This window comes from Streptomyces sp. NPDC111744, from assembly GCF_055634995.1.
Window position 1 is genome coordinate 589,040 of sequence record NZ_JBVKCG010000001.1, and the last position, 12,881, is coordinate 601,920.

General features: G+C 73.2%; 9 protein-coding genes. 4 read left to right on the forward strand and 5 right to left on the reverse strand.

Annotated elements, in window-relative coordinates; genetic code table 11:
• Positions 1-43: 43 nt before the first annotated feature.
• From ACZ7OO_RS02810 to ACZ7OO_RS02825, 4 genes are all read right to left on the reverse strand, one after another.
• On the reverse strand, positions 44-1,048 hold the full coding sequence (locus ACZ7OO_RS02810; RefSeq protein WP_471500806.1) for a hypothetical protein: 1,005 nt from the start codon (positions 1,046-1,048) through the stop codon (positions 44-46).
• Positions 1,049-1,206: 158 nt separating this feature from the next.
• Complete coding sequence (locus tag ACZ7OO_RS02815; protein WP_471500808.1) at positions 1,207-2,400, reverse strand: VWA domain-containing protein; 1,194 nt, start codon at positions 2,398-2,400, stop codon at positions 1,207-1,209.
• Entirely contained in the window at positions 2,397-5,006 is a 2,610-nt protein-coding gene (locus tag ACZ7OO_RS02820) for a DUF5682 family protein (RefSeq protein WP_471501245.1), read from the reverse strand. Before ACZ7OO_RS02820 ends, ACZ7OO_RS02815 begins: the two co-directional genes overlap by 4 nt.
• Before the next feature lie 8 nt (positions 5,007-5,014).
• Complete coding sequence (locus ACZ7OO_RS02825; RefSeq protein ID WP_471500810.1) at positions 5,015-6,196, reverse strand: ATP-binding protein; 1,182 nt, start codon at positions 6,194-6,196, stop codon at positions 5,015-5,017.
• Between the two features lie 132 nt (positions 6,197-6,328).
• On the opposite strand from ACZ7OO_RS02825, the gene ACZ7OO_RS02830 reads away from it, so the two are divergent.
• Together ACZ7OO_RS02830 and ACZ7OO_RS02835 are read left to right on the forward strand one after the other, a co-directional pair.
• Entirely contained in the window at positions 6,329-7,684 is a 1,356-nt protein-coding gene (locus tag ACZ7OO_RS02830; RefSeq protein WP_471500812.1) for an SWIM zinc finger family protein, read from the forward strand.
• 100 nt (positions 7,685-7,784) lie between these two features.
• Positions 7,785-9,377, forward strand: a complete 1,593-nt coding sequence (locus ACZ7OO_RS02835) for a DUF5691 domain-containing protein (protein WP_471500814.1) — start codon at positions 7,785-7,787, stop codon at positions 9,375-9,377.
• A gap of 165 nt (positions 9,378-9,542) precedes the next feature.
• On the opposite strand, the gene ACZ7OO_RS02840 is transcribed toward ACZ7OO_RS02835, so the two are convergent.
• Complete coding sequence (locus tag ACZ7OO_RS02840; protein ID WP_471500816.1) at positions 9,543-9,959, reverse strand: cobalamin B12-binding domain-containing protein; 417 nt, start codon at positions 9,957-9,959, stop codon at positions 9,543-9,545.
• 316 nt (positions 9,960-10,275) lie between these two features.
• Here ACZ7OO_RS02840 and ACZ7OO_RS02845 point away from each other — a divergent pair, with 316 nt between their 5' ends.
• Both ACZ7OO_RS02845 and ACZ7OO_RS02850 read left to right on the forward strand, forming a co-directional pair.
• Entirely contained in the window at positions 10,276-11,130 is an 855-nt protein-coding gene (locus tag ACZ7OO_RS02845) for an esterase/lipase family protein (RefSeq protein WP_471500818.1), read from the forward strand.
• Positions 11,131-11,397: 267 nt separating this feature from the next.
• A complete protein-coding gene (locus ACZ7OO_RS02850; protein WP_471500819.1) occupies positions 11,398-12,870 on the forward strand; it encodes a M23 family metallopeptidase in 1,473 nt (490 codons plus the stop codon).
• Positions 12,871-12,881: the final 11 nt, after the last annotated feature.

Below are 12,881 nucleotides of genomic sequence, written 5' to 3' on the forward strand. Positions count from 1 at the left end.
CGCGGCAGGTCTGGGCGGGGAGCAGGGAAAGCGGTCGCCGGTCCTAGCCGGGGAAGACGAGGATGTCCCGGTACCTGTCCCGGGTCCCTGCCGCGTCCACGCGCGCGGCGGCACCGGGCACCAGCCGCAGCGGCCCCCGGTCGTCGAAGGTCACGGCGTACGCGTCACCGTGCCTGGAGGAACCGCCGTCGACCGCCTGCTTGCCCAGCACGCCGTCCGGGTCACCGGTGGGCGCGGGGTGACCGGGAGCGTCCACGGCGTGGGGGGCACCGTGGCCCCCGGTGTGCGTGTGCCTGTGCGCCGCCGTCCCGGAGACCGGGGCGGGGGTGACGGTGGTGCCCTGCGGCCCGTACGACGTCACGGTCGTCGCCGGCTTCTTCGTACGGGCGGTCTGCTGCGCGGTCTGCTGCCGTACGCCGTCCGTGACAGCCGGCCGTGCCTCGGTTGTGCCGGGCGCCGAGGCGACCGGCACCGGGGGCGACTCGGCGGGCGGTTCCGACACCGGCAGGGTGCTGGACGTACCCGGCAGCGCCGGAAGCGTGGGCAACTGCACGGGCAGGGGCTGCGTGGTCAGCTTCGCCGGCAACTCCGACACCTGCTGCGCCACGTCACCGAGCCCCTGAGTCACGGCCGCGGTCACCGAGCGAACCGATTCCCCCACCACCGGCACGACCCGGGCCACCGGCACGGCGGGCAGTGCGGGTAGTGCGGGTGCGGCGTGTGCCACGGGTGCCACGTGTGCCACAGGTGTCGTGGGCGCCGAGTGGGTGACGCGCGGGTGGCGTGCCGTCTCGCGGGGCGTCGCTTTCTCGTCCCGCACCGGCTCGCTGTGCGGGACCACCTTGTCCACGCCCAGTCGGCTCACCACGGACGACAACAACGGCGACGGCACCGTTTGCGTCCCCTCGGCCGCCTGCGCCCGTCCTCCACAGAGGAGGCCGAGCGCGAGCAGTCCGCCGAGCAGCAGCGCCAGTTGCAGCGCACGCCGCCCCGCCACCGTGTGCGACACGCGCACGGCGACACCGGGCAGCACTGCTGACGAGGGCAAGACGGCGAGGTTCCTTCCGTGCGGCGGCACGAGGACGCGAGGAAGCAGGGAGCGCGGCGTCGATCCTCGCACGCCCTGCCCGCGGTCGCGCAAGTGCCTCTTACCGACGGGCACTCATGTCCTGTTCACAGGGCCTCTTTGACTTGATGCGATCTCCTTCACACGGCCTCCGGCACCGGAATCGGCCGCTTCTCGATCGCCGCCGCCATCACCTCGGGGAAGAGATCGGGCGTGCACGCGAACGCCGGTGCGCCCAGCGCCGCGAGCGCGGCCGCGTGTTCACGGTCGTAGGCCGGCGCTCCCTCGTCCGACAGCGCGAGCAGCGCCACGAACTGCACCCCCGACGCCTTCATCGCCGCCACCCGCTTCAGCATCTCGTTCCGTATCCCGCCCTCGTAGAGGTCGCTGATGAGCACGACGACGGTCTCGGTCGGCCGGGTGATCTGCGACTGGCAGTACGCGAGCGCCCGGTTGATGTCCGTACCGCCGCCGAGCTGGGTGCCGAACAGGACGTCCACCGGGTCGTCGAGCTGGTCGGTGAGATCGACGACCGCCGTGTCGAAGACGACGAGCCGGGTGTCGATGGAGCGCATGGACGCCAGCACCGCCCCGAACACCGAGGCATACACGACCGAAGCGGCCATCGACCCGGACTGGTCGATACAGAGGACCACTTCCTTCTTCACCGACTGTGACGCCCGCCCGTACCCGATGAGCCGCTCCGGCACGATCGTCCGGTACTCGGGCAGGTAGTGCTTGAGGTTGGCCGCGATCGTGCGGTTCCAGTCGATGTCGTGGTGGCGCGGCCGGCTGATCCGGGCGCTGCGGTCCAGGGCGCCGGTGAGGGTGGCCCGGGTGCGGGTGGCCAGCCGCTTCTCCAAGTCCTCGACGACCTTGCGTACGACCGCCCGTGCCGTCTCCTTCGTGGTCTCCGGCATCGCCTTGTTGAGCGAGAGCAGCGTGCCGACCAGGTGCACATCGGCCTCGACCGCCTCCAGCATCTCCGGTTCGAGCAGCAGCGCGGCCAGCCCCAGCCGGTCGATGGCGTCACGCTGCATGACCTGGACGACGGAGGACGGGAAGTACGTCCGGATGTCCCCGAGCCAGCGCGCCACCGACGGCGCGGACGCCCCCAGCCCTGCCGACCGCTCCCGCCCCGACCGCGGTCTGTCCCCCTTCCCGTAGAGCGCGGCCAGCGTTCCGTCCATCGCCGCGTCCCGCCCGGACAGCGTGCATCCGGTCCCGTCGGCGGCCTCGCCCCCGAGCACCAGCCGCCAGCGCCGCAGCCGTTCCTGCGCCTCCCGCGTCGGGTCGTCGACTCCGGTGCCGCCGTCCATCAGGTCCGCTGTCATCTCGCCGCCCCCACAAGGTCGTTGTCGTCAACCGCCGTCGCGTCGTCCAGGCCGAGCAGCAGCCGCAGCACCGGCATGACGGCATCGGCACGCTCGGTGTCCGCTTCGGCGCCGAACCCTGGTGTCCCGCCGGCCTGTCCGGCCCGTTGGGTCCGCTCCCCCGGGCCCCGCCGCACCAGCTCGCCCAGCGTTCTGCGCACGCCCGGCTCATACGCCGAGAACGTCCGCCGCAGCAGCGGCAGTACGTCCGTGAACGCCTCCTCAGGCACCCCGGTCAGCCAGGCGTCGACCAGCCCGAGCAGCCGCTCGTCGTGCACGAGCAGCATTCCGCCCCCGCCGCTCCCGCCGACGAACCCCTCGATCCAGGCCGCCGCGTCCGCCGGCGGGGTCCCCGGCGAGAGCACCAGCCCCATCAGCCGGGCCGCCTCCTCCGCCCCCAACTCCCCCTCGTCCAGCAGAATCCGCACGGCCCGCCCCCGCAACACCCCGGGCACGGTGTCCCGCCCCGAGAGCGTGCGCAGCACCGCCCGCCAGCGGCCACGGAGGTCACGGTGGCCGGGGGTGGAGGCACGGGTGGGGGTGGGCGTGGGGGTGACGCGAGGACCGGCACCGGCACCGGCACCGGGGGCGGGGGCGGGGGCGGAGCCAGAGCCGGTCTCCGTGTCTGTCGCCGTCGCGGTCTCCGCACCCGTCACCGTCACGGCCTCCGCACCCGTCACCGTCACGGCCTCCGCACCCGTCACCGTCACGGCCTCCGCACCCGTCGCCGTCACGGCCTCCGCACCCGTCGCCGTCTCGCCGAGCAGCCCGACCGCCGTGTGCACCGCGTCCACATGGCCCCGCATCTCCTCCGCCGCGTCCGCGTCGAGGGCCGTGCAGGCCGGTGGGAGCCCGACGAAGACCCGCTCGGCGAGGCCCGCGGCCAGCTCGGCGAGCGCCCGGGTGTCGGTGCCCCGTACATCGCCGTAGCGCAGGGAACGGACCAGGGCAGGCAGGGCCTGGGCGAGATGGCCGACGTCCGCGTCCAGTGCGGCCCGGTCGGCGAGCGCCCGCATCACCACCGGCAGCGCGTCCGGGAGCCCCGCGAGCAGGCACTGTTCGGCGAGCGCGGTGACGTCGGCGAGGGCGGTCGCGTGCACCGCGTCGGCCTCGGCCTTGGCCGTCGCCGCGCCCTCGACGGTCGTCCCCCACACCCCGGCCTCGGCGATCCGCACCGCCAGCTCCGGCTCCCAGCGCAGCCGCCAGGTCTCCCGGAACGTGCCCGTGCTCCCCCGCGACTGCACCGGCTCGCCCCACCCGACGCCGAGGAGCCGCAGCCGGTGGAGCAGCCGGCTGCGCCCGGTGTCGTTCTCCTTGCGCAGGTCGAGCTCCAACTCCCGCTCCAGCGCCTCCGGCTTGAGCCTGAGCCGGCGCTGTTCCCGGGCCAGGTCGCGCTGCAACGGCACCGCGGGCGCCGCCTCCGGCACCTCCCCCAGCACATCCCCGACCACCAGCCGGTCGTGCACCAGCGCAAGCGGAACGTCCGAGCCCTCGCAGAGCACCGCCCGCACCGCGTCGGTCGTCTCGCCCAGGCCGGGCAGCGGGCGGCCACGCATCACGGCGAGCGTCTCGGCGAGCCGTACCGCCTCGATGACATGGGCCGAGGAGACCAACCGGTCCTCCTCGCGCAGCAGTCCGGCCACTTTGGTGAGCCACCGCTCCACCGGCCGGTCCGGGGCCCGGAACAGATGCCCGTACCAGCCCGGTGAGTCGATGCCCGCGCCGTATCCGCCAGCCCGCGCCAGCCGGCGGTTGGTCCACGGCACCCAGGTCATGTCCGTCTTGACCTTGGGCAGCCCCTTCAGCAGCTCCTTGTCGGCCCCGACCGTGCTCCGTGCGCGCAGCGCCGGCACATGCCACGCCCCGCACACCACCGCGACATCCTCGCCGAACTCCCTTTGAGCCGACCGTAGCTGGAGTCGCATATACGCCTCCCGCACCGGGTCCCGGTCGCGCCCGCCGACCCCGTACGTCTCCCGCAGCACCTCCATCGCCTCCGCCACCGCGGTGAACGGTGCGAGCACGTCCCTCTCCTGCTCCCCGGTCCCGCCCCGGTGCTCGACGACGTCCTCCCACCAGCGCTCGGCGTCCTCGTAACCGGCGGCCTCGGCGAGGGCGGCGAGGGGGTCGACCCGCATCCGCTGCCCGGCGTCCAATGCGCCGGGCTCGGCGTCGGGTTCACCGGCCTCTCCGGCCTCTGTGCCGGGCGGCGCCGCCGCTTCCTCCTCCGCCTTCCCCCACGCCAGCGTGTGCGAGGCCGGCAGGTCGATGAAGCGGGCCGGGACCTCGTGCTCCAGAGCCCAGCGGATGGCCACCCACTCGGGGCTGAAGTCGGCCAGCGGCCAGAAGGCCGAGCGGCCGGGCTCGTCCACGGCGTGCGCGAGGAGGGCTACCGGGGGCCGCATCTGCGGGTCGGCGGCCAGCGGGATCAGCGCATCGGCCTCGGGCGGCCCCTCGATCAGCACGGCCTTCGGTTGCGCGGCCTCCAGGGCGGCCCGCACCGCCCGCGCGGAGCCGGGCCCGTGGTGCCGTACTCCCAGGAGCAGCGGCCCGGTGCGCTGCCGCATGGAGTCGCTCACGCGCTCACCTCCCGGCAGGCGCGGTAGAAGTCCTTCCAGCCGTCCCGCTCGCGGACGACCGTCTCCAGGTACTCCTGCCAGATGACCCGGTCGGCGGCCGGGTCGCGAACGACCGCGCCGAGGATGCCGGCCGCAACATCGCCGGCCCGCAGCACTCCGTCCCCGAAATGGGCGGCCAGGGCGAGGCCGCTCGTCACGACGGAGATCGCCTCGGCCGTGGAGAGCGTCCCGCTCGGCGACTTCAGCTTGGTGCGGCCGTCGGTGGTGATGCCGTCGCGCAGCTCACGGAAGACGGTGACGACCCGGCGGATCTCCTCGATTCCCTCGGGCACGGCCGGCAGGTCCAGCGAGCGGCCGAGTTGGTCGACACGGCGCGAGACGATGTCGACCTCGGCGTCGGCGCTCTCCGGCAGCGGCAGCACCACGGTGTTGAAGCGGCGGCGCAGGGCACTGGAGAGGTCGTTGACCCCCCGGTCGCGGTCGTTGGCGGTGGCGATCAGGTTGAAGCCGCGGACCGCCTGCACCTCCTGTCCCAGCTCCGGGATCGGCAGGGTCTTCTCGGACAGGATCGTGATCAGCGTGTCCTGCACATCGGCCGGGATCCGGGTCAGCTCCTCGACTCTCGCCGTCATCCCCTCCGCCATGGCCCGCATGACCGGGCTCGGCACGAGAGCGTCCCGGCTCGGGCCGTTGGCCAGCAGCTGTGCGTAGTTCCAGCCGTAGCGGATCGCCTCCTCCGGGGTGCCGGCCGTGCCCTGCACCAGCAGGGTCGAGTCGCCGCTGACGGCGGCGGCCAGGTGCTCGGAGACCCAGGTCTTGGCGGTGCCGGGCACGCCGAGCAGGAGCAGGGCGCGGTCGGTGGCGAGGGTGGTGACGGCGACCTCGACGATACGGCGCGGGCCGACGTACTTCGGTGTGATCACCGTGCCGTCCGGCAGGGTGCCACCCAGAAGATAGGTGGCCACCGCCCAGGGCGACATCTTCCATCGGGCCGGACGCGGCCGGTCGTCCTGCGCGGCCAGCGCGGCGAGTTCGGCGGCGAAGGCGTGCTCGGCGTGCGGTCGCAGGGCTTCCGGAGCCGCGGTGGCGCCCCCGGTCACGTCCCCGCCCCCGCTCGCGGAGTCGTTCTGACTCGGTACGGCGATCGTCGGATCAGTCGGTTCCACGGACACAGTCATGGCTGAGGCCCCCTCCAGCTCGGCCGGTTCGGATCTGGTGTCCACCGTGCACCACGCCACTGACAATCGCTCTGACCTGCATAAACGCGCCCGCAGGGCCGATTGTCAGTGGTGGGATCTACCTTCGATGACATGACTCAGCAGGGGGTGCGCTGGAGTGCGGACCAGGTGCTGGCACTGGCACCTGACTCCGCGTCACGCAAGGCGGGAAGCAAGCTCGGCGCGGCGGGGCCGTGGTCCGAGGCGGGGAGTGGCGAGGAGGGGACGGTATGGGGACTGTGCAAGGGCAGCGGCAGCAAGCCGTACCAGACGATCGTGGACATCGCGGACCCGGCCGGGCCCGCGTACAAGTGCAGTTGTCCCAGCCGGAAGTTCCCCTGCAAGCACGCCCTCGGGCTGCTCTTGCTGTGGGCGGGCGAGGACGACACGGTGCCGACGGTGGCGGAGCCGCCGGACTGGGCCGAGCAGTGGATCGCGGGCCGGCGCAAGCGCGCAGAGGACAAACGCACGGCGGGCGGCGGGAGTTCCCCGGCCGCCGCTGATCCCGAGGCGGCCCGGCGGCGGGCGGAGCGGCGGGCCGAGCGGGTCACGGCGGGTGCCACGGAGCTGGAGCAGCGGCTGACCGACCTGCTGCGCGGCGGCCTGGCCGCGGCCGAGCAGACGGGGTACGGGCTGTGGGAGGAGACGGCGGCCCGCATGGTCGACGCCCAGGCGCCCGGGCTGGCCGCCCGGGTGCGGGAGTTGGGTGCGATACCGGGCTCCGGGCCCGGCTGGCCGGTGCGGCTGCTGGAGGAATGTGCGCTGCTGCACCTCCTCGACCAGGGCTGGCTGCGCCGTGACCGGCTCCCGCAGGACCTCGCCGCCACGGTCCGCTCCCGCATCGGCCTGCCCGCTTCGGCGGACGGCCCGCCGGTGCGAGACCGCTGGCTGGTCCTCGCCCAGCACGACACGGCGGACGCGAAGCTGACGACCCGCCGGATCTGGCTGCACGGCGCCGAATCGGGCCGTACGGCACTGCTCCTCTCCTACGGCGCGGCCGGCCGCGCCCCCGAGCTGGCGCTGCCGGTCGGTCTCGCCCTGGAGGCGGAGTTGTCCGCCTACCCCGGTGCGGGCGGGCACCGGGCGGTCCTGGGCGAGCGGTTCGCCGCGCCCGCGCCCCTCTCCATACGGCCGCCCGGCATGACGACGGCACAGGTGGCGGCCCGGTACGGGGAGGCGCTGCGGGAGGACCCGTGGCTGGAGTCGGTGCCGGTGACACTGGGCGCGGTGGTGCCCGTCCCGGACGGCGACTCCTGGCAACTGGCAGATGAACATGAGGAATTGGCACTTCCGATCTCCCCTTCCGCCCGTTCCCGGCCCGGTCTGTGGCGGCTGGTCGCACTCTCCGGCGGAGCGCCGGTCACGGTTTTCGGCGAGTGCGGCCACCGCGGCTTCACACCACTGACGGCCTGGCCGGAGCAAGCAGGCGAGGCGGTACCGCTGTGCTGATCCAACCACCTCACGGAACCCGACCGACTCGCAGAACCCCACCAGCTCACGCAACAGCACCGGCTCATACAACCCGGCCGACTCGCAGAAAGGGAACCCCGTGACCACTTGGGAAGACCTCGTCACGACGGCCCTGCTGGGCACGGACCGGCGTCCGCCCGCGACCGGCGGGCCCGGGCGCGAGGCTCCGGTGGTCCTGCTGGACGAGGCGGCCGTGGCGACCGTACGACGACGGGCCGGACTGCGGCCCGCGCGGGCCGCGCACCGCCCCGAACGGGCTCCCGAGGACCCGCGCCCCGCACTGCCGGCCGCGGCTGCGCGCAGGCTGGCGGTGCTGCTGTCCGGCCGCCCCGGCGCCGGGACCGGCGGTCGCCGAGGCACCTCGCCCGACCTCATGGAGCTGCTGCCCCAGTGGCTCGCGGCGGCCAACGCGCGCGGGTTCACTGCGCCCCCGCAGACGCTGCCCGCGCTGCTGGACGCCGCCCGGGGCCGTACCGACCTGCGGCCCGCCGCCCTGGCCTTCGCCGGGCCGCGCGCCCTGTGGCTGGCCCGGCTCAACCAGGACTGGCGGTTCGCCCTGCGCGCGGCCCCGGGCGGCGGCGCGAGCCTGCCCGGCCCCGAGGACGCGGAGGCGATACGGCGGTTGTGGCAGGAGGGGTTGTTCGCCGAACGGGTCGCGCTGCTGGCGGCGCTGCGGGCCCGTACGCCCGAGGCGGCGCGCGAGTTGCTGGCCGGGACCTGGGCGACGGAGCGGGCGGAGGACCGGCTGATGTTCCTCGACTCGCTGCGCACGGGACTGGCCGCCGGGGACGAGCCGTTCCTGGAGCAGGCGTTGTCGGACCGGAGCCGTAACGTGAGAACGACAGCGGCGGAACTGCTCTCCGCGCTGCCGGGCTCGGCGCTGGCGGGGCGGATGGCGGTGCGGGCCGGGGCGTGTGTGGCCGTCGACCACACAGGGGACGGCCCGGTGATCGCGGTGGAGGCGCCGCCGGAGTGCGACCCGGCCATGGAGCGGGACGGGGTGGTGGCCAAACCGCCTACCGGACGCGGTGAACGGTCCTGGTGGCTGGGGCAGTTGGTGGAGGCGGCCCCGCTCAGCACCTGGTCGGCGCGGCTCGGTGGCCGTACGCCCGGGGAGATCGTGGCGCTGCCGGTCGCGGACGGCTGGCAGGGCGAGCTGCACGCAGCCTGGTCCCGGGCCGCCGTACGACAGGGGGACGGCGAGTGGGCGAGAGCACTGCTCGGGGTTCCGGCGGCGCCGGAGGCGGGCGGTCCGGGCGCGGTGTCCCTGGCCGAGCGGGCAAAGCTGCTGGGCACGCTGGAAGATGCGGAGCGGGCCGGGTGGGTGGCCGGGTTCATCGCGGCACACGGCCTGTCGGAGGCGTTCCAGCTGCTCGGCGTCTGCGCCGTACCGTGGTCCGCGCCGCTCGGCCGGGCCGTGGTGGATGCCCTCAACATCGCGCGGGACGCGGGGAGTTACCCCTGGAGCTTCAGCGGGGTGATGGGCCTGGCCGAACGCTGTCTGGATCCCGCGGAAGCGGGCCGGCTGGACGCGTTGCTGGCGGTGCCGGACGAAGGGGAGGACGCGTCACCGGGTGCCGGCGGGTACTGGGCGGAGGCGTTCCAGCGGCTGGCGACGACATTGAGGCTCCGGGCGGTGATGATGGAGGAGCTGGGGCCGGCCGGCGCCTGAGCGTCCGGTGCCGAGACGGCTCCTGGGGGCTGTGCCCGAAGAACCCTCGCGGTGATGCGAACGGCCGCCTGCTCGGGCGCATCCCGGCCGCCCCGGCCCAGCCGCCGGGGTCTGGCCGGCCGGAGAGGGTCGGGTCAAGCCAGGCCTCGGTGACGCGAACGCGGGCTACGCCTCCGTGGGCTGCCGGACGTTCTCCCGTACCCACTCCACGATCGACGCCGTCGTCGCCCCCGGCGTGAAGATCTCGGCGACGCCCTTGTCCTTGAGGGGGCCGATGTCGTCCTCGGGGATGATGCCGCCGCCGAAGACGAGGATGTCCTCGGCGTCACGCTGCTTGAGGAGGTCGATGACCGCGGCGAACAGGGTGTTGTGGGCGCCGGAGAGGATGGAGAGGCCGATCGCGTCGGCGTCCTCCTGGATGGCCGTGTCCACGATTTGCTCCGGTGTCTGGTGGAGCCCGGTGTAGATGACCTCCATGCCCGCGTCACGCAGCGCACGCGCGATGACCTTGGCCCCGCGGTCGTGGCCGTCGAGCCCCGGTTTGGCCACCACCACACGAATCGGGCCGGCTGCCACACCCATCACTGCCTCCATGACCATGAAAAGAACACGCCAGCATCTGTGCGTACCGACAAGTACCGCACATTTGGCGCGTTCCGCCACCCGTCTCCAGTGAACGAACGTTATCTCCAGCATCCCGCAACCGGCAGTTTCGCGGAGGTTACCGAGGGGGAAATCACACACAGTGGGACACGTCAGGGAGCCGCAGCGTGGTCCGCGGGGGCAACAGGGGCATGCGACGCGGCCCGTCGTCGTACCCTCGCCACCTCCGCTCGGCCTCCCATGAGGGCACACGGGGGACAGAGCCGTCCCCCGAGCGCCGACAGGAGGTCGGCCGATGAAGGTCACCGGGGTACTGGAGCCCTTCCTCCCGCTCTGCCGTCGCCTCGTGCCCGGCAGAATCGCCGGCCTGTCGCTGGCCCTGCTGAAATCGACCGCGCTGGAAGCCGCGATCCTGGCCGGGCATCTGCTGCTCTATCCGACCGGCCTCACCCCGGAGCGCCGCTCCCCCGCGCCGCCCGCACCCAGTGACGGCACGGCCCGGCTCCCGGTCCGGACGACCCCGCCGGTCGTGCTGCTGCACGGGTTCATCGACAACCGCTCGGTCTTCGTCCTGCTGCGCCGCACCCTCGCCCAGCATGGCGGCCAGCGCGTCGAGTCGCTGAACTACTCGCCACTGACCTGCGACATCCGCACCGCCGCCGGTCTGCTGGGCCGGCACATAGAGGAGATCTGCCAGCGCACCGGCAGCCGCCGGGTCGACATCGTCGGGCACAGCCTCGGCGGCCTGATCGCCCGCTACTACGTCCAGCGCCTCGGCGGCGACTACCGCGTACGCACCCTGGTGACACTCGGCACCCCGCACTCCGGCACCAGGGTCGCGCCGTTCGCCGACGCGCACCCGATCGTGCGGCAGATGCGCCCCGGCTCGGAGGTCATCGAGGAGTTGGGCCGCCCCGCGCTCGGCTGCCGTACGCGGTTCGTCAGCTTCTGGAGCGACCTCGACTCGCTGATGGAGCCGGTCGAGACGGCCCGTATCGACCACCCGGACCTCATGGCGACGAATGTGCAGGTGACCGGCGTCGGCCACCTCGCCCTGCCCGTCCACCCGGCGGTCGCGACCGGCATACGGCAGGCCCTCGATGAGGTGCACCCGGAGGAGCGGATCGCGGGCGGCCTGACGGTGGCCTGAGGACGAACCGGGTGAGCCGGGCGGGTCGGGGTATTCAGGCCGGTTCGGGCCGGCAACGGCTTCCCGGCATCACCGACTTGGCCCCCTGAAACCTCGAACGCTCCTCGAACACAAGGCCAAACCCGCGCCCGTCGTCCCCCGAAACACGGCCGAATGCCCGTTTCCCGAAACCACGAAACCTGCTGAAGATTGTCGCGCCCGCATACCGCCGGGTACAGTCGCCGCACTGCTCTGGCAGCCCCTGTTGTCGAGGCGAAAGAGAAGTTGGTGAACGACCGTCACCCGTCGGGGACCATGACCACCCCGGCCCCGGCTTCCGACGCCGACCAGGCGCACTACGCGCCGTACGGCACCCAGGAAGCCCAGTACGGCGACTTCACCGCGTACGGCGACCACACCGCTACCGGCACCTCCTTTCACAGCGACCCCCTCTTCGGCCACCTCCCGGGCGACGGCCAGGCCACCGGCACGTACGACGCCACGCAGTGGCAGACGGTCGGCGACCAGACGCTGAACTACGACCCCTACGCGGCCCAGCACCACGCCGCCTACGACTCCGGCACCTACGACAGCACCGCCTGGACCGTCCCGGCACAGGGGACGGCCGTCGACGGCAGCGGCCACTGGGACGCGAACGCCTGGCTCCAACCCGACCAGTCGGGCATGGCCGGCGCGACCCAGCAGTGGGAGTGGGGCACCCAGGCCTTCGACACCGGCGCGTACGACGCCACGCAGTGGAACTCCGACGGCACCCCGGCACAGTCGGCGGAGCCCGAGCACGAGCCACAGCCACAGCCCGCCGACGCCTTCGACCAGTCGGCGACCCAGATGTTCGAGCAGCTTCCCTATGACGGGTTCGAGGAGTTCACGGAGGACTCCGCGGACGCGGCGGAGTTGGCCGCGACCGGTGGGCTACCTGCAGTAACGCCGCTGCTGGAGGACCAGGAAGAGGTCACCCCGGCCGCTCCGGCCGCGACACGCGCCGGCGCCCGCGCGGGGTCGCGTTCCCGCCGTCGTACGCCCCCCAAGCGCTCCGCACTGCTCACCGTCGCCGTGCCCTCGGCGTGTGTGATGGGGGTCGCCGGGATCGCGGCCGCCTCCGTCGGTACCCTGACCGGCGGCGACGGCCAGGACACCACCGCCTCCGCCTCGGACGCGCAGTCGGTGAAACCGTCCGCAGCCAACAGCAAGCTGGACGCCCAGCTGAGGACGCTCTCGGCGGGCGCCGACGACTTCGCCGACCGGGCCAGCCGAACCCAGGAGCGCATCGACCTCAGGACCCAGCAAGAGGCCGAGAAGAAGAAGGCGGCGGCGGCGGCGGCCCGCAAGGAGCGACTGCGCCCCAAATACGTCCTCCCGGTCACGCAGCGAGGGCTCAGCGCCTATTTCGGCCAGGCCGGCGTGAACTGGATGTCCGTCCACACGGGCATCGACTTCCCCGTCTCCTACGGCACGACGGTGATGGCCGCGACCGACGGCGTCGTCTCCACCAAGTGGAACAGCGCCTACGGCAACATGATGATCGTGACGGCGAAGGACGGCACGGAGACCTGGTACTGCCACCTCTCGTCGTACCGTGTCGCCTCGGGTACGACCGTCAAGGCTGGGGATCCGATCGCGTACTCCGGGAACTCCGGCAACTCGACCGGCCCGCATCTGCACTTCGAGGTCAGGCCTGCGGGGGGCTCCGCCATAGACCCGCTGCCGTGGCTGCGGAGCCACGGGCTCGACCCGACCTGATCAGTGAAGTG

Bases quoted from the DNA above. Each gene is read 5' to 3' on its own strand.
- ACZ7OO_RS02815 (WP_471500808.1), bottom strand. From the start codon at position 2,400: ATGACAGCGGACCTGATGGACGGCGGCACCGGAGTCGACGACCCGACG.
- ACZ7OO_RS02820 (WP_471501245.1), bottom strand. From the start codon at position 5,006: ATGCGGCAGCGCACCGGGCCGCTGCTCCTGGGAGTACGGCACCACGGG.
- ACZ7OO_RS02825 (WP_471500810.1), bottom strand. From the start codon at position 6,196: ATGACTGTGTCCGTGGAACCGACTGATCCGACGATCGCCGTACCGAGT.
- ACZ7OO_RS02830 (WP_471500812.1), top strand. From the start codon at position 6,329: ATGACTCAGCAGGGGGTGCGCTGGAGTGCGGACCAGGTGCTGGCACTG.
- ACZ7OO_RS02840 (WP_471500816.1), bottom strand. From the start codon at position 9,959: ATGGGTGTGGCAGCCGGCCCGATTCGTGTGGTGGTGGCCAAACCGGGG.
- ACZ7OO_RS02845 (WP_471500818.1), top strand. From the start codon at position 10,276: ATGAAGGTCACCGGGGTACTGGAGCCCTTCCTCCCGCTCTGCCGTCGC.